General features: G+C 64.4%; 16 protein-coding genes. 13 read left to right on the top strand and 3 right to left on the bottom strand.

Features of this window, described 5'->3' with window-relative positions; genetic code table 11:
* Positions 1–21: 21 nt before the first annotated feature.
* The gene (locus tag ACPW74_RS11555) at positions 22–336 is read left to right on the top strand and encodes a hypothetical protein (protein WP_202043894.1); all 315 of its coding nucleotides are present in this window, start codon (positions 22–24) and stop codon (positions 334–336) included.
* On the opposite strand, the gene ACPW74_RS11550 is transcribed toward ACPW74_RS11555, so the two are convergent.
* Entirely contained in the window at positions 326–1,669 is a 1,344-nt protein-coding gene (locus ACPW74_RS11550; RefSeq protein WP_039038976.1) for a dihydroorotase, read from the bottom strand. The two genes, ACPW74_RS11555 and ACPW74_RS11550, sit on opposite strands and share 11 nt — an antisense overlap.
* Before the next feature lie 79 nt (positions 1,670–1,748).
* Between ACPW74_RS11550 and ACPW74_RS11545 the strand changes: the two genes are divergently transcribed.
* A complete protein-coding gene (locus ACPW74_RS11545; protein WP_290435030.1) occupies positions 1,749–2,633 on the top strand; it encodes a 6-carboxytetrahydropterin synthase in 885 nt (294 codons plus the stop codon).
* 70 nt (positions 2,634–2,703) lie between these two features.
* On the opposite strand, the gene ACPW74_RS11540 is transcribed toward ACPW74_RS11545, so the two are convergent.
* Positions 2,704–4,716 carry a methyl-accepting chemotaxis protein gene (locus ACPW74_RS11540; protein WP_041215416.1) on the bottom strand — a complete coding sequence of 671 codons (2,013 nt, stop codon included), beginning with the start codon at positions 4,714–4,716 and terminating at the stop codon, positions 2,704–2,706.
* A 256-nt stretch (positions 4,717–4,972) separates the two neighbouring features.
* On the opposite strand from ACPW74_RS11540, the gene hinT reads away from it, so the two are divergent.
* The 10 genes from hinT (at position 4,973) to ACPW74_RS11490 (ending at position 14,990) form a co-directional block, all read left to right on the top strand.
* Positions 4,973–5,323, top strand: a complete 351-nt coding sequence (hinT, locus tag ACPW74_RS11535) for a purine nucleoside phosphoramidase (protein ID WP_425858090.1) — start codon at positions 4,973–4,975, stop codon at positions 5,321–5,323.
* Positions 5,323–6,744, top strand: a complete 1,422-nt coding sequence (locus ACPW74_RS11530; protein WP_284488263.1) for a COG3014 family protein — start codon at positions 5,323–5,325, stop codon at positions 6,742–6,744. The genes hinT and ACPW74_RS11530 overlap by 1 nt, the downstream gene beginning before the upstream one ends.
* A 68-nt stretch (positions 6,745–6,812) precedes the next feature.
* Complete coding sequence (locus ACPW74_RS11525) at positions 6,813–7,211, top strand: YcfL family protein (protein ID WP_069785670.1); 399 nt, start codon at positions 6,813–6,815, stop codon at positions 7,209–7,211.
* Complete coding sequence (lpoB, locus tag ACPW74_RS11520) at positions 7,211–7,807, top strand: penicillin-binding protein activator LpoB (RefSeq protein WP_010674346.1); 597 nt, start codon at positions 7,211–7,213, stop codon at positions 7,805–7,807. The genes ACPW74_RS11525 and lpoB overlap by 1 nt, the downstream gene beginning before the upstream one ends.
* Positions 7,797–8,660 carry a phosphotransferase gene (locus ACPW74_RS11515; RefSeq protein WP_069785671.1) on the top strand — a complete coding sequence of 288 codons (864 nt, stop codon included), beginning with the start codon at positions 7,797–7,799 and terminating at the stop codon, positions 8,658–8,660. The genes lpoB and ACPW74_RS11515 overlap by 11 nt, the downstream gene beginning before the upstream one ends.
* A 51-nt stretch (positions 8,661–8,711) precedes the next feature.
* On the top strand, positions 8,712–9,572 hold the full coding sequence (locus ACPW74_RS11510; protein WP_041215412.1) for a DUF6279 family lipoprotein: 861 nt from the start codon (positions 8,712–8,714) through the stop codon (positions 9,570–9,572).
* Between the two features lie 106 nt (positions 9,573–9,678).
* A complete protein-coding gene (locus tag ACPW74_RS11505) occupies positions 9,679–10,146 on the top strand; it encodes a hypothetical protein (protein ID WP_069785673.1) in 468 nt (155 codons plus the stop codon).
* A gap of 148 nt (positions 10,147–10,294) precedes the next feature.
* Entirely contained in the window at positions 10,295–12,097 is a 1,803-nt protein-coding gene (secD, locus tag ACPW74_RS11500) for a protein translocase subunit SecD (RefSeq protein WP_223942928.1), read from the top strand.
* Positions 12,098–12,206: 109 nt separating this feature from the next.
* Positions 12,207–13,121 carry a protein translocase subunit SecF gene (gene secF / locus ACPW74_RS11495; RefSeq protein ID WP_029314368.1) on the top strand — a complete coding sequence of 305 codons (915 nt, stop codon included), beginning with the start codon at positions 12,207–12,209 and terminating at the stop codon, positions 13,119–13,121.
* 249 nt (positions 13,122–13,370) lie between these two features.
* The gene (locus ACPW74_RS11490; protein WP_425858086.1) at positions 13,371–14,990 is read left to right on the top strand and encodes a methyl-accepting chemotaxis protein; all 1,620 of its coding nucleotides are present in this window, start codon (positions 13,371–13,373) and stop codon (positions 14,988–14,990) included.
* A gap of 54 nt (positions 14,991–15,044) precedes the next feature.
* Here ACPW74_RS11490 and ACPW74_RS11485 read toward each other — a convergent pair whose 3' ends face one another.
* The gene (locus ACPW74_RS11485) at positions 15,045–15,647 is read right to left on the bottom strand and encodes a DUF924 family protein (RefSeq protein WP_223942929.1); all 603 of its coding nucleotides are present in this window, start codon (positions 15,645–15,647) and stop codon (positions 15,045–15,047) included.
* Positions 15,648–15,853: 206 nt separating this feature from the next.
* Between ACPW74_RS11485 and ACPW74_RS11480 the strand changes: the two genes are divergently transcribed.
* The gene (locus ACPW74_RS11480; protein ID WP_223942930.1) at positions 15,854–16,765 is read left to right on the top strand and encodes a DUF808 domain-containing protein; all 912 of its coding nucleotides are present in this window, start codon (positions 15,854–15,856) and stop codon (positions 16,763–16,765) included.
* Positions 16,766–16,861 lie beyond the last annotated feature (96 nt).

Genomic DNA, 16,861 nt, shown 5'->3' with positions numbered 1-16,861 from the left:
CGGCTGACGGGGAGGGAGTTTATGGAGATGCCCCGACCCTGTCAACAGGGGAAATCCAGGTTCGAGATCGTTTGCCTGCTTTGCGAGCAACTTCGGATCAAAGTGCGACCAGTGGTGCATTTTGTCGGCACCTCACCGCTGTCTTGCAGGAAAAACGGCCGCCCGGAGGCGGCCGTTTGGCGTGATGCTCTCAAGCCGAGATCAGCGGTTGAAGGTCAAGCGCTTGCCCAATACCTTGCCGGTGACCTGACCGTGCTGCCAGGCTATTTGCCCGTTGACCAGGGTCATCTCAAGCAGGGCGCGCTGGAAGCGGTCATCATCCAGATCAGCGGTTGAAGGTGAGACGCTTGCCCAATACCTTGTCGGTGACTTGGCCGTTCTGCCAGGCAATCTGGCCGTTCACCAGGGTCATCTCGATGGTGCTCTGGAAGCGGTAGCCGTTGAACGGGGACCAGCCGCACAGATAGAGCAGGTTGCTGTCGGTGACCACGTAGGGCTTGCCGAGATCCAGCAGCACCAGGTCGGCGAAGTAGCCTTCCCGGATGTAGCCGCGATCCTGCACCTGGAAGCGTTCGGCCACCGCGTGGGAGGTCTTCTTGACGATGGTTTCCAGGCTGAAGACCCCGTTGTGGTAGAGCTCCAGCAGCGCCTGCAGGGAGTGCTGCACCAGGGGCACGCCGGACGGCGCCTTGAAGTAGCTGTTCTGCTTCTCTTCCCAGGTGTGGGGGGCGTGGTCGGTGGCGATGATGTCGAGCACGTCGTTGCGTACCGCATCCAGCAGGGCGTGCTGGTCGGCAGCGCTCTTCACCGCCGGGTTGCACTTGATCTGGCTGCCCAGGGTGTCGTAGTCCGCCTCGTTGAAGAAGAGGTGGTGTACGCACACTTCGGCGGTGATGTTCTTGTCCTTGAGATCCTTCAGATCCGGGGTGGCGGTAAAGAGCGAGAGCTCTTTCGCCGTGGTCAGGTGCAGCACGTGCAGCTTGGCGCCGTACTGCTTGGCCAGGGAGACCGCCATGCTGGAGGATTTGTAGCAGGCGTCCGCGCTGCGGATGCGGCCGTGCTCGCGCATGGGCACGTCTTCGCCCCACTTGGCGCGAGCTTCGTCTTCCAGCACCTTGATGGACGGGGTGTCCTCGCAGTGGGTGACGATCATCACCGGGCTCTCGCGGAAGATGGCTGCCAGGGTCTCCTGGTTGTCCACCAGCATGTTGCCGGTGGAGGCCCCCATGAAGATCTTGATGCCGCAGGACTGCTTGGGATCGAGTTTCTTGATCTCTTCCAGGTTGTCGTTGGTGGCACCCAGGTAGAAGCTGTAGTTGGCGGCGGCGGAGTTGGCGGCGATCTGGTATTTGGCTTCGAGGGCGTCGATGGTGGTGGTCTGGGGATTGACGTTGGGCATTTCCATGAAGCTGGTGGTGCCACCGGCCACGGCGGCCCGGGATTCACTGGCGATGGTTCCCTTGTGGGTCAGGCCGGGCTCCCGGAAGTGGACCTGATCATCGATCATCCCGGGGATGAGATGACGGCCCGTTGCATCGATCACCACGGCATCGGGGGCACTGATGTCCGGGGCGACGCGGGCGATCCGCTCACCCTCGATCAGGACGTCGGAGGCATAGATGCGGCCTTCGTTGACCAGGGTGGCATTCTTGATAAGCAATTTGTTCATGGGGGGTTCCAGTTCCTTTGCCGATAATCCGGGGTCATAATATCGCAAACTGCACTTTCTCTGTAGCAAGGCCTGAGTAATGAAGTTATTTGTTAGAGATTTGACTGTGATCGATTCCAGCTATTTATGCGAGCGCCGCGGCATGGTGGGCGAGAGCTGGCTGGTGGACATCGAGATGAGTGGCGAGCTCAACGAGATGAGCATGTTGCTGGACTTCGGTCGGGTGAAGAAGCTCATCAAGTCGATCATCGATGAAGAGGTGGATCACAAGCTGCTGGTGCCGACGGAATGTCCCCTGGTCCATGTCCACGCGCTGGACAACGACGAGAGCACCGTGGATCTGCTGCGTCCGGGTCGCGCCATCCACCTGCGTTGCCCGGCCCAGGGCTTTGCCTTCATTCCGGCCCCCCAGGTGGATAAAGAGTCGGTGACCCGCTATCTGCTGGGGGTACTGGCCAAGCGTCTGCCCGGCAACATCAAGGATCTCTCCCTGACGTTGCGCTCGGAGCGTATCGAGGGCGCCTTCTACCACTACAGCCACGGCCTCAAGAAGCACGACGGCAACTGCCAGCGCATCGCCCACGGCCACCGCTCTCCCGTCGAGATCCTGGTGGACGGGGAGCGTGACGAGGAGCTGGAGTTCAACTGGGCCGAGCGCTGGGCCGACATCTACCTGGGCACCGAAGAGGACAGGGTGGCCCTTGGCGAACTCGCCCTGAGCGAGCGGGCCGAGGCGTCACTTAAAGAAGGGGACGCGCACTACATCGGCTTCAAGTACGTGGCACCCCAGGGGCTGTTCCAGCTTGCCATGCCGGCGGCGGAGGTGGAGATGATCGACACCGACACCACCATCGAGTTGCTGGCCCACTACATCGCCCGAGAGGTGAAGAAGCAGGTAGGGGACAAGTTCGTCAAGATTGTCGCCTATGAAGGGGTCGGCAAGGGCGCCATCGCCTACGCCTGATCCCGCGCCGCATGCCAGTAAAAAACAAGGCCCCGCCAATGCGGGGCCTTGTCATATCGGGTCGTGGCCATCAGGCACTGAGGCGGAAGCGCTGGACCAGCCCCTCCTGCTGCTCGGCAAGGGAGTCGAGCTGCTGGCTGGTCTCGGCGACCCGCTCTATGCCCTGATAGTTGAGATCCGAGATGTCGGAGATGCGGTTGAGGTTGGTGGCGATGTCGGCGCTGGTGGCCTGCTGCTGCTCGGCGGCGGAGGCTATCTGGCTCGACATGTCGCTGATGAGCACCACGATGCCCTGTACCTCTTCCATGGCGTTGTTGGCCTGGGAGCTCTGATCCACGCAGCTGTCCATCTCGCGGGAGCACTCCTGCATCACGTTGACTGCCCGGGCGACGCCTTGCTGCAGGTTCTCGATCATGGTCTGGATTTCGCTGGTGGACTGGGCGGTGCGGCCAGCCAGGTTGCGCACCTCGTCGGCCACCACCGCAAACCCGCGTCCCTGCTCGCCGGCGCGGGCCGCCTCGATGGCGGCGTTGAGGGCCAGCAGGTTGGTCTGCTCGGCGATGCCGCGGATGACGTCGAGGATGTTGCCAATCTGGCCGCTCATGGCGCTCACGTCGCCAATCACCTTGCCGGTCTGCTGCAGCTTGCCCGCGAGCTGATGGGTGGTGGTGATGTTGCCTGCCATTACCTTGCGCCCCATCTCGGAGGCCTTCTCCACATCCTGCACCCGCTCCAGGGTCTGGTTGGCGGCCTGGGCCACCTCCCGCACCGAGGCCTCCATCTGGGTCATGGCGGCGGCGACCGAGGCGGTCTCCTGACGCTGTTTCTCCAGATCCGCCCGCACCGATTCGGTGGTGTGGCGGTTGTCGTGGGCGGCGCTGTTGAGCTGGGTCGAAGCCTGGGAGAGCTGCTTTAGCACATCCCCCATCTGGTGGATCAACAGGTTGATCTGGCTGGCGAGCTGGCCGAATTCGTTCTGGCTCTTGAAGCCGACCCGCTGGGTCATGTCACCCTGGGTCACTTCGGTCAGCACCCGCAGCAGCTCTTTCAGGGGGCGGCGGATGGCCTTGCCCAGGGTGAAGGCCACCAGGATGGCGACGAAGATGGCGATGGCGATGCTGATCCCCTGGGTCAGGGTACTCTGGGTCTGCACCCGATCGGAGGCCTGGATGCTGGCGTTCATCAGCTGCTGGCTCTGGGCGGTGATCCCCTCCAGCTTGTTCTGGATGCTGAGGATGAGCTGGCTCGCCTGCTTGCTCTGCTCGCGCATGGCCTGCTGCTGTTTCATCAGGGCCAGGTATTGGGAGAGCACGCCGTCATTGCCCGTGGTGTCACGCACGAAGCCATGGACGTAGTGGCCCATGTTGTTGTCGAAATCCTTGAGCTCTCCCTGGAGATCCTTGATGGTGCTGTTGAAGCCCTCGATCTGCATCTTGTTGCGCTTGAGCGCCGCCTCGATGGGGGCGGGGATGCTCTGGTTGAGGGCATCCATGGTGGAGAGCTCGATGGCGGAGAGCTTGGTGGTCAGGGTCTCGGAGAGCATCTTGATGAAGCTGTCGTCGATGGTGACCATCATGTCCCCCAGGTTCTTCTTGAACTGGGGCAGGCTGACCTGGAACTGGCCCTTGGCCTGATTGACCTTGTGCAGCCGGGTGAGCAGGGCCTCGTGTTCGCCGGGCAGGGTCTGGGTCAGTTGCAGGTAGTCATCCACCAGCTTGACGAGGGCAGTCATGTCCGCCTGCAACTGGGGATGAACCGCCACCTGCTGCTTGAGGCTGGCGACCATCTTGTCGACCTGGCCCTTGGCCTGTTGCAACTCGGCCACTTCCGCAGGCAGTTGCTTGAGATCCTGCTCGGTCAGCACGTCGGTGAGCCATTTGTTGGCGCTGAGCAGGCTTATCTGGGTCTGGCTGCTGGCGAGTACCAGCGGCATGGACTCCTGGGTCACCTGATCCAGGGCGCCGCTGAGTTCGCTCTGGCCGCGAAAGGTCAGTACCGCACTGGCGACCATGACGGCGACCAGGATGGCAAAGCCCAGATAGACTCTCTGTAGGATCGAGAGGTCTGACATTGTTTGTTTCATTATTGTCCCGCTGTCTGTGCAAAAGTCCCTTGCCTGAGTACCCCGTCCCTTTGATACCCTGCATGCCCCGAAGGGGATGCCGTTGTGGTTCGCGGGACGTCTCCTCGCTATCGGTATTCTTCACAATAACTGAAGCAATTGGGACAACGGCTGTGCCAAATGTCGGCTTGTGTCACACTTGGCGCGTTGCGGCGGCCTGTTTGGGAGCCGCTTGAGCTTTGTATTGAATTTTCTTTTTCCTATAAAGGAGTTACCCATGGCGCAAGAAACCATTTTCAGCAAAATCATCCGCGAGGAGATCCCCGCCGACATCCTTTATCAAGACGATCTGGTGACCGCGTTTCGCGACATCCAGCCCAAGGCCAAGACCCATATTCTGATCATTCCCAACGTGCTCATCCCCACCGTCAACGACGTGGAGCCGGATCACGAGCTGGCGCTGGGCCGGATGTTCACCGTGGCCCGCAAGCTCGCCAGCGACGCGGGCATCGCCGAGGACGGCTACCGCCTCATCATGAACTGCAACCGCCACGGCGGACAGGAGGTCTATCACATCCACCTGCACCTGGTCGGTGGCGAGCCCCTGGGACCCCTGCTGAGCCTGTGATGCGCCTCGTCCCGTCGACCGGCCTGCTGTTGGCCGGTCTGCTGCTGGGGGGCTGTGCTTCCCAGTGGAAAGACATGTTCGTCTCCTACTCGGATCAGATGGTGCCCCTGCGCAACCAGCTGCTGCTGGGCCATGCCGCCGAGGCCCTGCCCGAGGTGCGCGAATCGACCCCGGGGGACGACACCTTCGTGCTCGACCAGCTGGAGAAGGGGCGCATCGCCTGGCTGGCGGGTCAGGACGGCCCCAGCAAGCAGGCCTTTGCCGCCGCCGACAGCCGGCTTGCGTGGGAAGACAGTCAGGCCGAGTACCGCCTGAGCCAGGGACTGGCCCAGGCGGGCAGCCTGCTCACCAACGATCAGACCCTGGCTTACCAGGCGCCCGATTACGAGCGCACCATGCTGCACCACTATCTGGCGCTCAACTACTTGCAGCGCGGGGATGCCGACGGCGCCCTGGTAGAGGTGCGCCGTGCCAACCAGGTGCAGGAGCAGGCCCTTAAACGGCGGGCCGACGAGGTGCGCAAGGCCGCGCAGGAGGGGGAGCAGGAGGACGAAGCCGGGGAGATGCGCCAGCTGATGTCGCGCGGCGCCCCCGAGCTCGATCGCCTGATAGGCCAGGTGAAAAACGGTTTCCAGAACGCCTACACCTTCTATTTCTCCGGCGTGCTCTACGAGGCGGCCGGGGATCTCAACGACGCCTGGGTCGATTACCAGCGCGGCTATCAGATAGCGCCGGACAACCAGAGCCTGCAGGATGCCCTGCTGCGCCTGGCCCGGCTTCGCGGCTCTCCCGAGGAGCTCAAGGAGACCGAGCAACGGATGGGCCGCAAGGCGCCGCCCTTGGCCAAGGATCAGGGCCAGCTGGTGGTGCTGTTTGAAGATGGCCTCATCCCGGCGCGCCGTGAGCTCTTCCTGCCGCTGCCCATCTCCACCTCCAGCGGCGATTTTCGTACCTTTACCGTGGCGGTGCCCTATTACGACAATCGGGCCAGCGACGGCGCCCCGCTCACCCTATCGGTGGGCAAGGGGGTGGCGCAGACCAGCGAGCTGGTGAGGCTGGAGGCGCTGGCGGCCAAGGATCTGCAGGAGCGGCTGCCTGGCATGCTGACCCGGCAGGCCCTGCGGCTGGTGGCCAAGGAGCAGGTGCGGCGCACCGCCGCCAAGGAGGGGGGGGATGTGGGCAACATCCTGGTGGGGATCTTCAACACCCTCTCGGAGCGGGCGGATACCCGCAGCTGGCTGACGCTGCCCGCCAAGGCCTCGAGCTGGCAGGGGATGGTCCCGGCCGGGAACGTCACCCTGACCCTGGGGGCGGGCAGCGCCATGCGCACCCTGCCACTCAGCGTCCACGCCGGGCGCACCACCCTGGTGTGGGTACAGCGCCTGGGGAGCGGTCTCACGCCCCGGGTGATGCCCCTCTAGGGGGAACCGGATATGGCAACTCAGATGAATGACCGGTCAGGCCGACGGCCACCGGCAAGGAGAACAAGATGAAAGCACAAGAGTTGGCCCTGGGCCTGGTTCTGCTGCTGACGGGCTGTGCCACCAATACTTCCGGCGTGGCGCTCTATGGCGCGGCCGGTGCGGCGGCGGTGGCCGAGCAGCATCAAAACGTCAACGTCACCCTGACCGAACTCAGCCGGCGCCAGCAGAACGGCCTGTTGCAGGTCAACGTGGCGGCGGCCAGCACCCAGCGTGGTGACAACAGGCTGCAATATCTCTTCTACTGGTATGACGACGCGGGGCAGGAGGTGGCCAGCGATGGCCGCGGCTGGACCCCCCTCAAGCTGCATGGCTACCAGACCCGCACCTTGTCCGCCCTGGCGCCGAGCCCGGCTGCACGGGGTTACCGGATTTACGTTCGCGAAGTGATGGAGGAATCCTACTGATGAAAATGAATCATGCCCTGCTGATCCTGACCGGCGCCCTGCTGCTGGGCGGCTGCTCCAGCACCACCGTCAGCTATGGCGATCCCACCGAGACCGAGACGGTGACCGTCGATTACGGCTCCTCCGACTTGCAGGCCATCGCCGACAAGATGGCGGATTCCATGCTGGCGTCCCCGGCCACCAGCGAGATCACCGCCGGGGGCCGCCCCGTGATGTTCATGGACTCCATCCGCAACAAGACCTCGGAGCACATCGACACCGAGGCCATCACCGACACTATCCGTACCAAGCTGCTGCGCTCGGGCAAGTTCCGCTTCGTGGACATGAGCAAGGTGGCGGCGGTCAAGCAGCAGCTCGAATACCAGCAGGGCAGCGGCATGGTGGACCCCGCCACCATGGTGCGGCTCGGCAAGCAGACCGGTGCCCGCTACATGGTCTATGGCAACCTCGCCAGCATCGTCAAGGACAACGGCAAGGTGAAGGACGTCTACTACCAGATGACCATGAACCTGATGGATGTGGAGAACGGCGAACTGCTGTGGGCCGATCAGAAAGAGATCCGCAAACAGGCCAAGAAGTCCACCTTTGGCTGGTGAGGACCCGCGGGGGCAGGGGGATCTGGCGGAGCTGGCGCTCCTCGCCAGCCTGCCGGCGCCCTGGGATCAGGGGCGCCTTGAGCCGCTGGGTCAGGGCCTGACCAACGGCAACTACCGGCTCTGCCTCCCCACTGGCGAGCAGGCCTTCCTGCGCCGCGGTCATCCGGATCCGGTGCGCCTTGGCATCGACCGGGCCACCGAGTGGCAGCTCTACCAGGGGGCGGTGGGGCAGGGGCTGGCGTTGCCCTGTCATCACGGCGATCCCGCCACCGGCCTGATGCTGCTGGCGTGGTGCGACGAACCCAACTGGGCCGAGCAGGCGCCGCCTCTCGCCGCGCAACCCCGCCTGATGGCGGAGGTGCTGGTACGGCTGCACCGCCTGCCGGTGCCGACCGTGGTGATGGCGGTGCGGGCCCACAGCGGCGGTTATCGGCAGCGTCTGGCCCATATCCCTCCCTGGCTGCCCGCGCTGGAGCGGGCCCTGCTCTCGAGCCGGGAGCCGGACGACTGCTGGCTCCCTTGCCATCACGATCTCAATCCGGCTAACTTGTTGGGGTCGCGGCCCTGGGTCATCGACTGGGAGTACGGCGCCGCCGGCCATCCGGGGTTCGAGGTCGCCAGCATTCAGCGCACCCACGGCTGGAGCGAAGAGCTGCGGTGCCAGTTGGAGAGCTGCTATCTTGAAGCCATGGACGGGGCAGCGACGGGGTTGGGGCCCCGGGGATTCCAGGCCGATGCCTTCCTGCCCTGGGTCGATTACATCGGCCTGCTGTGGGCGCTGCTGATGGCCGAACAGCAACCCGGGCCCGAGTATCAGGCCCTGATCGACATCAACCGCCAGCGCCTGGAGTGATGCCCGGCAACGGCCCGCGCGACGCGTGTATTCAATGAATGGGAGGCATGCATGGTGACCACATTCTCATGGCGTCAACCGCGTAGCTGGAGCCTGCTGCTGCTCTGCCTGCTGCTGACGGGTTGCGCCACCCGGGTGATCTACTACTGGCTCGACTCGGCCATCGTCTGGCAACTGGACGACTACTTCTCCCTGGACCGCAGCCAGAAGAAGCTGCTGGACCAGGAGGTGAAGGGGCTGATGGCCTGGCACCGGCAGCATGAGCTGCCCATCTATGCCCGGGATCTCGACGCCCTGGCCAAGGCGGTGGCCAGCCCCATGAGCCCGGCCCAGGTGACCCTGCATCTGGACAGAACCCAGGCGAGCCTGACCCGTACTCTGGAGAATGCCATTCCCCGCACGGTGCGCCTCGCCAAGACCCTGACTGACGAGCAGGTGGCTCGCTTCATGGCCGATCGGGTGAAGCGCCAGCAGGAGCGCCAGCACGATTTTGCCACCCAGTCGAAGGCCGAGATGATCAAGGGCTTTCGGGAGAAGATGAACGAGCGCCTGGTGTTCTGGATTGGCAAGGTGAAGCCGGCCCAGGAGCCCCTCATCACGCAGTGGGCCGAGTGGCAATACGAGATGATGGCCCCCTGGCTCGACTTCCAGGAGGCCTGGACCAAGGAGCTTGATCGGCTGATGAAACAGCGCCAGAGTCCGGATTTCGGCCAGGAGCTGACCCGCTTGCTCCAGCAGGGGGACGGCCTGATGGATGGCCGCTTCACCGGCTACACGGACCAGTCCCGCCAGCGCACCATCCAGTGGCTGAGCGATCTCAGCCACTCCATGGATCTCTCCCAGCGGGCCCACCTCTACACCCTGCTCAAGGACTATGCCGAGGACTTCGAGGGCATGACCCGCAGCCGCTGAGGGTGCGGTGAGACAACACAAGGGCGGCGGGCCCCAGGCCTGCCGCCCTTGTTCTTGTGGGGCAGGCTGTGGTAGCTTGCCCTTTCTATTGTGTGGGAATTAACTTTTGAACCTGACCGACAACGTGAAACTGGCGGCGATGACCCTGCTCATCACCCTCGCACTGTTGTTCTCTACCCTCTCGGTGGAGCGGGTCAAGGTACCCGCGTTCCAGCCCTCGGCCCAGCAGGCCCACTCGCTGGCGGAGGGGGCGGCACCTGCCGACGCAAGCCCGGTGGCCCACGGCGTCAGCGGCAGTGACGATGGCATCGTCAAGTTCGTCGGCTCCCACCAGAATCACCTGCTGCGCCTCGAGCACTCCCTGAGCCGCGATCATCAGCCCGGCAGCGTGGTCTACGAGCTGGTGATGAGCTGGTCCCAGCAGGCGATCCTGCTGCTGCTGTGCGGCCTGCTGTTCTATGCCGCCCTCTTCTACCCGGGGACGAGCTTTCGCGATCACTTCGCCGGCATTCACAGGCGCCGCCTGCAGCGCCGGCATCTGCAGTACCGCTTCGCCCAGAGCTTCCTCGGCTGATCCCGATGGGGTCAGCTTGCCACCTGTTGCCTCATCTTCTCTCTGTTGCTGTTCACTTTTAGTGAACGGCTAGGCTGTCTTGTTTCATTTTTTTGCACGGCGCGACCCCGGTGTCGCCCCTTGCCATCGCCTGACAGAGGCCGATTTCATGAGAAAAAAGAGTCATACCGTGTTGAACCGCATGAGCCTGTGGCAGTACGCCCTGTTGCTGCTGATGCTGGTCACGTTCGCGTTCTATTCCCTGCCCACCTTCTTCGGTGAGCAGCCCTCCCTCGGTCTGCACGGCCAGTCGCGCCTGAGCGACGCGCAGCGCACCCTGCTGGCCGAGAACCACATCGACCCCCTCAAGCAGATCGCCCAGGGCAACCGGATGGCGCTGGTGTTCGCCAGCCAGGGGGAGCAGCAACTGGCCAAGCAGTTGCTGGAGCAGCAGGGGCTGGACAGCGCCGCCCTGACCCTGGAGTTCTACTCCAACGCCCCGGCCTGGATCAGCCGGCTCGGCGCCGACCCCATCAAGCTCGGGCTGGACCTGCGCGGCGGCTCTCAGCTGCTGATCGGGGTGGACGTGGATTTCGTCATCGACAACCAGACCAAGAACCTGGTGGATACCCTGCGCACCCGTTTTCGCGAGGCCAACCTGCGCGGCGCCAGCGTGATGCGCACCGCCCAGGGGAGCGTGGCCGTCACCCTGCCCGACGTGGCGGGGCAGGAGGCCTGGCTCTCCATCATCAAGGAGAGTGCCGGTACCCGCCAGGATCAGTGGACACTGAGCCGTTCCGGCAATGTACTGACCCTGGTGCTGAGCGACGCCGAGCGCACCCTGCTGGTGAACAACGCCGTGACCCAGAACCTGTCGATCCTGAAAAAGCGGATCAACGAGCTCGGCATCGTCGAGGCCTCGGTGGTGCGTCAGGGGCAGGACGGCATCCGCATCGAGTTGCCGGGGGTGCACAACCCCAAGCAGGCGAAAGAGGTGATCGGCGCCACCGCGTCCCTGGCCTTCTATGAAGCCAAGGCCGACAGCCGCTTCTTCATGGCGGATCGCAGCGGCCAGGCGGTGGGGCTGGCCCGCCAGCCGGTGCTGAGCGGCGAGCACATCGTCGATGCCCGCGCCAACATGGGGGAGATGGGGCAGCCCCAGGTCAACATCGTGCTCGACACCCTGGGGGGGAGCAAGATGAACCAGTTCAGCCGCCAGCACGTGGGCAAGCCCATGGCCACCGTCTTCACCGAGTACAAGACCAACACCGAAGGCAAGCTGCGCGCCCGAAGCGAGGTGATCAACGTCGCCACCATCCAGACCGCCCTTGGCAACCAGTTCCGCATCACCGGGATTGGCAGCCTGCCCGAGGCCCAGGAGCTCGCCATGCTGCTGCGGGCCGGGGCCCTCACCGCGCCGCTGAAGATCCTGGAAGAGCGCAGCATAGGCCCGACCCTGGGTCTGCAGAACATCGAGGCGGGCTTCACCGCCCTGGCGTTCGGCATGGCGGGCATGATGCTGTTCATGATGGCCTGGTATCGCAAGTTCGGCTGGGTCGCCATCACGGCGCTGGTCGCCAACCTGCTGATGCAGGTGGGGATGCTGGCGGTATTGCCGGGGGCCGTGCTGACCCTGCCGGGGATCGCCGGTCTGGTGCTCACCGTCGGCATGGCGGTGGATACCCATGTGCTGATTTTTGAGCGGATCAAGGACCGACTGCGGGAAGGGGGGTCTTTGGCCAACGCCATCGACTTTGGTTATCGCTCGGCGTTTCGCACCATCTTCGATGCCAACATCACCACCCTCATCTGCGCCGTGGTGCTCTATGCCATCGGCTCCGGGCCGCTGCAGGGCTTCTCCATCACCCTGATCCTGGGGCTCATCTCCAGCATGGTGACCGGCATCTGGGGCACCCGCGCCATCATCAACCCCCTGTGGGGCAACAGCCGCGCCAAGCTGCTGAGGGTATGACCATGAACCGACTTCATCACCATGACGCCGCGCCCGTGAGTCTGTATGACCTGCGCACCGACCGCTTCCTGCCGGGAAGTCTGAACCACCTGACGTCGAGGGAAGAACAATGCTGAGAATGATCCTGGCCATGGGGCTGACCCGCTGGCGCTATATCGGGCTGTGGGCCTCCGTGCTGCTGACCCTGGCCTGCGTGGCCGTCCTTGCGACAAAAGGGCTCGCCCTCGGGCTCGATTTCACCGGCGGGATCCTGCTGGAGTTTCGCATCCAGACCCTGAAGGAGGCCCATGAGCTCAACGCCCTGCTGACGGCGCCCCTGGCGGGGGTGGTGGAGCTGCACGGCGCCGGTGTGCCCGGCGAGTGGCTCATCAAGCTGCCCCCCCACGCGCTGCCCTGGGCGGCGGAGGATCTGGCGACCATGCTGGGGCAACAACTCGCCCTGCCGGTGGAGCTCTTGCGCACCACCATCGTCGGGCCCCAGGTGGGCGCGGAGCTGTTCCAGCAGGGGATGCTGGCGGTGCTGGTGGCCTCGCTCGCCATCTCCGCCTACCTGGCGGTGCGCTTCGAGTGGCGCCAGGCCATCGGCATCCTGGTGTCGGTGTTGCACGATGGTCTGGTGGCCATCGGGCTGCTCGCGCTCTTTGACATCGAGTTCGACCTCAACGTCATCGCGGGCCTGATGGCGGTGATAGGCTACTCCCTCAACGACAGCATCGTCATCTCGGACCGGTTGCGGGACTTGCTGGGGTCACGTACCCGTATGGGGATCCACGAGTGCTCGGACGTGGCCATCAAGGCCACCTTCAGCCGCACCATGATCACCTCGGGCACCACCCTCTTCACCGTGGGGGCCCTGCTCCTGTTCGGTGGCGACGCCCTCTACGGCTTCTCCTTCACCCTGTTCGCGGGCATCCTGGTGGGGACGCTCTCCTCCATCACGGTGGCCTCCACCGTGCAGGAGCTGCTGGGGCTCTCCCCCCAGGCCTACCAGAAAAAAGAGGAGGAGCTGGCCGAGGCGGCGTGACCGCCGAGCGCCCCGTCACGGGGCTCATGGGCGGCCAGTGCGGCCGCCCCGGGCAAAAAAGGAAGGCGAATGCCTTCCTTTTTCCATTCTGCCAGAGGGGGGCGGCGGCCCCGAAGGCCGGGTTGGGGCGGCGGGTGTGATGCGGCCGAGCAGAAGTTGAAAAGTGTAATGAAATGCATGTTTTAGGCGCTATTTTCGGGGCCCGCATCGGCTACACTGGCAGGGAGTCTATGGTTGGAGTAAGCACTCATGAATATCGCTCGTCGGCTTCAACTCATTGCCCTGCTGGTCATGCTGGCCCTGGGGTGTCTCAGCTGGTTCAGTATCAGCAGACTCTCCTCCGCCCATGCGGATCTCAGCTATGTAACAGACAACACAGTCCCCAGCATTTCCACGATCAAGGAGATAGAAACGGACTTCTACGCCCTGCATTCATTGATCCAGGCGCACGTGCTCAACACCGACGACGGCAAGATGAGTCAGATAGAGCAGAGCATTGCATCCCTTCACACCAAGATGGACGCCCTGCTGAGCCAGTATGAAAGCGGGATGATCTCCAATGAGGAGGACAGGCAGCTCGTCGCCGATGATCGGCGCCTGGTTGCCCAGTACGGCAAGGCCTCGGAAGACGTCCTGCGCCTGTCCCGCGAGAACAAGAATGTGGAGGCCAGAGAGGCGATCGACACGGAGCTTGCCCCCTTGTTTGAGCAGCTTTCCCAGGCCATCGACAAGCACGTCCACTTCAACATCCAGCAAGGTGACGCCGTCAAGCTGCGAGGCGAGCATAATGCCGATAGCAGCATGCAGGCCCTGTTGTTCATCTCGGTGGGCACGGGTGCCCTGACGCTGGTGCTCTTTCTCTGGCTGTTCAGGCAGGTCGCCAATCCCCTCCGTCTGGCCATGGCGACCCTGTCCGAGATCCAGCGCGACCTGAACTTTACCCTGCGGGCCAATGTGAGCCAGCAGGACGAGATCGGCCAGACGCTGACGGCGGTCAACCGCCTGCTGGACACCTTGCAGCAGACCTTCACCGAGTTCTCGGTGGGCAGCCTGCAGATCAAGAGCACGGCAGAGTCCCTCTCCCAGGCGGCCCAGCACATGGCGGAGTCGGCGAGTCAGGCCAATGACGCCACCAGCCTTATCGCCGCCGGGGTGGAGGAGATGAGCGTGAGCATCACGGACATCTCCCAGCGCACCCAGGAGACCAGCCGCATCACCAATGAATCCGGCAAGCTCGCCAGTGACGGCGGGGCCACCATAGAGCGCACTGTGCTCGCCATCAACGACATCGCCGACGCCATTCGTCAGGCCTCCCGCGATGTGACGGCGTTGGGGGAGGGGATCTCCCGCATCGGTGGGGTGGTGAACGTCATCAACGATGTGGCGGGGCAGACCAACCTGCTGGCGCTCAACGCCGCCATCGAGGCGGCGCGGGCCGGTGAGCAGGGACGCGGCTTTGCGGTGGTCGCCGACGAGGTGCGCAAGCTGGCGGAGCGGACGGCCCAGTCGACCCAGGAGATCTCAAGGACGGTGGAGGCTATCCAGCAAGGGTCCGAGGCCACGGTGGCCAGAATGGTCCTGGTGGAGGAGAAGGTGGCGCAAGGGGTGGCCATGGCGACGGAAAGCGGGGCCATCATCACCCAGATCCGCCAGGCCTCCCATCGCGTCATGGATCAGGTCGGCGAGATCACCCTGGCCATCCGCGAGCAGACCTCGGCGGCGGAATCCATCGCCCTCCAGGTCGAGCAGATAGCCCAGGTGGTGCAGCAGACCAGCAGCACGGCGGAGGAGACCTCCGCCGCCGCAGAGGAGCTGAACGTGACCACGGAGAATATCCACCAGCAGATCTCCCGCTATCGCATCCAGTGAGGTGCGGATCGGTTGTTCTCTCCCCGCCATGCCCATGGCGGGGATTTTTTTATGTCAGAACCCCGAACCGGGCTGTTGCAGGAAGGCGGCCTCTTCCTCCGTGCTCGCCCTGCTCAGGATGGCGTTGCGGTGGGGGAAGCGGCCAAAGCGATCGACGATCACCTGGTGGCGCCGGGCAAAGTCGGCAAAGCCTTCGAAGGTGGCCCGGGCCGGGCCTGTGGCCTGCTCGTCGGCCAGCGCCTCGAACAGGGCGACGCTTCTGGACTGCTGCTCTCTGGACTCCGCGTGCTCGAGGGGCAGATAGAAGAAGACCCGGGCCAGCGGCGAGAGCCCCTTGTCGACCCCGAGGGTGAGCCCCTTGAGGCACAGCGCCCTGGCCTTGTCGTCCTGGGCGAAGGCGGCGGGGGTGTTGCGGTGAAGGTTTCGCGGCAGCTGGTCCAGCAGCAGGATGAGGGCCAGGCGCCCTGCGGGATCGTCCTCCCAACGGGCGAGCTCGCCCGCTGCGGCACGGGCCGCCAGTTCGCCGAAGCGTGAGGCCAGCAGGGCATCGGTCTCGCTGCTCTTGCCCCACCAGAGGGGGGCCTGACGGGCGGCACGGGGGGCGTCGTCTGCGTCATCGCCAAACCAGAAATCGAGCAGAGGTTGCCAGGGTTGCATGGGAACTCCTTGGGCCGGTGGCCGTGAGGTGAAAACGGAGCAGGGGATCTGCCATGGGGGGCTGCCGCCGTGGCGGCTTCCCGTTACACTGTGCCATCTTTTGCCCCAAAGGGTGATCCCCGGATGGGCCCGTGATCCCCTGACCCCCTCATCACCCTGACCGGGGCAGCCCGGATGTGTCCCACTCAATAGAAGGAATGCCAGATATGGCCGGAGCCAGTTTGTTGACCCTGCTCGATGATATTGCCAGCGTGCTCGATGATGTCGCCCTGATGACCAAGGTGGCGGCGAAGAAGACGGCCGGGGTGCTGGGGGACGATCTCGCCCTCAATGCAGAGCAGGTCTCCGGGGTGCGGGCCGAGCGTGAGCTGCCGGTGGTGTGGGCGGTGGCCAAGGGGTCGTTTCGCAACAAGCTCATTCTGGTGCCTGCCGCCATCGCCATCAGTGCTCTTATCCCCTGGCTCATCACCCCGCTCCTGATGCTGGGGGGGGCCTACCTCTGTTTCGAGGGGGCGGAGAAGCTGGTCCACAAGTTCCTGCCCCACGAGGAAGAGGCGCATCAGGCGGCGCCGGTGCCCGAGGATCTGGCGGCCTATGAGCGCCAGAAGGTGAAGGGGGCCATTCGCACCGATTTCATCCTCTCGGCGGAGATCATCGTCATCGCCCTCGGTACCGTGCAGGGGGCGAGCCTGGGCCTGCAGATCGCCGTGGTGGCGGGCATCGCCCTGCTGATGACCGTCGGGGTCTATGGCCTGGTGGGGCTCATCGTCAAGCTCGACGACATCGGTCTGCACCTGTTGCAAAAGCCCGATGGCGGCGCCGTGCGCCGGGCGGTGGGGCAGGGGTTGCTGGTGACGGCGCCCCGTCTGATGCACCTGCTTGCCCTGGTGGGCACCATCGCCATGTTCATGGTCGGCGGCGGCATTCTGGTCCATGGCTGGCCCTTCCTCCATCATCTCATCGAAGGGACGGCGGACACGGTGGCCGCCCTGCCCGGGGTCGGCGGGGTACTGGCCGTGGTGACGCCCACCCTGCTGAGCGCCCTGGCCGGCGTGGTGGCGGGGCTGGTGCTGGTGGTGGCCATGACCCTGGTGAGCAAGCTTCAGCCCGCCAAATAGGTCGCTTGTCGGGGGACGGCCGACAGGGGCCGTCGCACCCGGGGGCGCTCTTCTGCTGGTTGCCTCGAATGGGGGCTAGGCAAGTGCCTGGCCCCC

It is taken from the genome of Aeromonas sp. INTO2, from assembly GCF_049860605.1.
In the GTDB taxonomy this organism is placed as follows: domain Bacteria; phylum Pseudomonadota; class Gammaproteobacteria; order Enterobacterales; family Aeromonadaceae; genus Aeromonas; species Aeromonas caviae.
This window is presented reverse-complemented; position numbering and strand designations above follow the sequence as displayed.

Excerpts from the sequence above, each read along its gene's own strand:
- ACPW74_RS11530 (WP_284488263.1), top strand. The coding sequence starts at position 5,323 with ATGCGCCTCGTCCCGTCGACCGGCCTGCTGTTGGCCGGTCTGCTGCTG.
- ACPW74_RS11540 (WP_041215416.1), bottom strand. The coding sequence starts at position 4,716 with ATGAAACAAACAATGTCAGACCTCTCGATCCTACAGAGAGTCTATCTG.
- ACPW74_RS11525 (WP_069785670.1), top strand. The coding sequence starts at position 6,813 with ATGAAAGCACAAGAGTTGGCCCTGGGCCTGGTTCTGCTGCTGACGGGC.
- ACPW74_RS11550 (WP_039038976.1), bottom strand. The coding sequence starts at position 1,669 with ATGAACAAATTGCTTATCAAGAATGCCACCCTGGTCAACGAAGGCCGC.
- lpoB (WP_010674346.1), top strand. The coding sequence starts at position 7,211 with ATGAAAATGAATCATGCCCTGCTGATCCTGACCGGCGCCCTGCTGCTG.
- ACPW74_RS11485 (WP_223942929.1), bottom strand. The coding sequence starts at position 15,647 with ATGCAACCCTGGCAACCTCTGCTCGATTTCTGGTTTGGCGATGACGCA.
- ACPW74_RS11490 (WP_425858086.1), top strand. The coding sequence starts at position 13,371 with ATGAATATCGCTCGTCGGCTTCAACTCATTGCCCTGCTGGTCATGCTG.
- ACPW74_RS11510 (WP_041215412.1), top strand. The coding sequence starts at position 8,712 with ATGGTGACCACATTCTCATGGCGTCAACCGCGTAGCTGGAGCCTGCTG.
- secD (WP_223942928.1), top strand. The coding sequence starts at position 10,295 with ATGAGAAAAAAGAGTCATACCGTGTTGAACCGCATGAGCCTGTGGCAG.
- ACPW74_RS11480 (WP_223942930.1), top strand. The coding sequence starts at position 15,854 with ATGGCCGGAGCCAGTTTGTTGACCCTGCTCGATGATATTGCCAGCGTG.
- secF (WP_029314368.1), top strand. The coding sequence starts at position 12,207 with ATGCTGAGAATGATCCTGGCCATGGGGCTGACCCGCTGGCGCTATATC.
- ACPW74_RS11545 (WP_290435030.1), top strand. The coding sequence starts at position 1,749 with ATGAAGTTATTTGTTAGAGATTTGACTGTGATCGATTCCAGCTATTTA.
- hinT (WP_425858090.1), top strand. The coding sequence starts at position 4,973 with ATGGCGCAAGAAACCATTTTCAGCAAAATCATCCGCGAGGAGATCCCC.
- ACPW74_RS11555 (WP_202043894.1), top strand. The coding sequence starts at position 22 with ATGGAGATGCCCCGACCCTGTCAACAGGGGAAATCCAGGTTCGAGATC.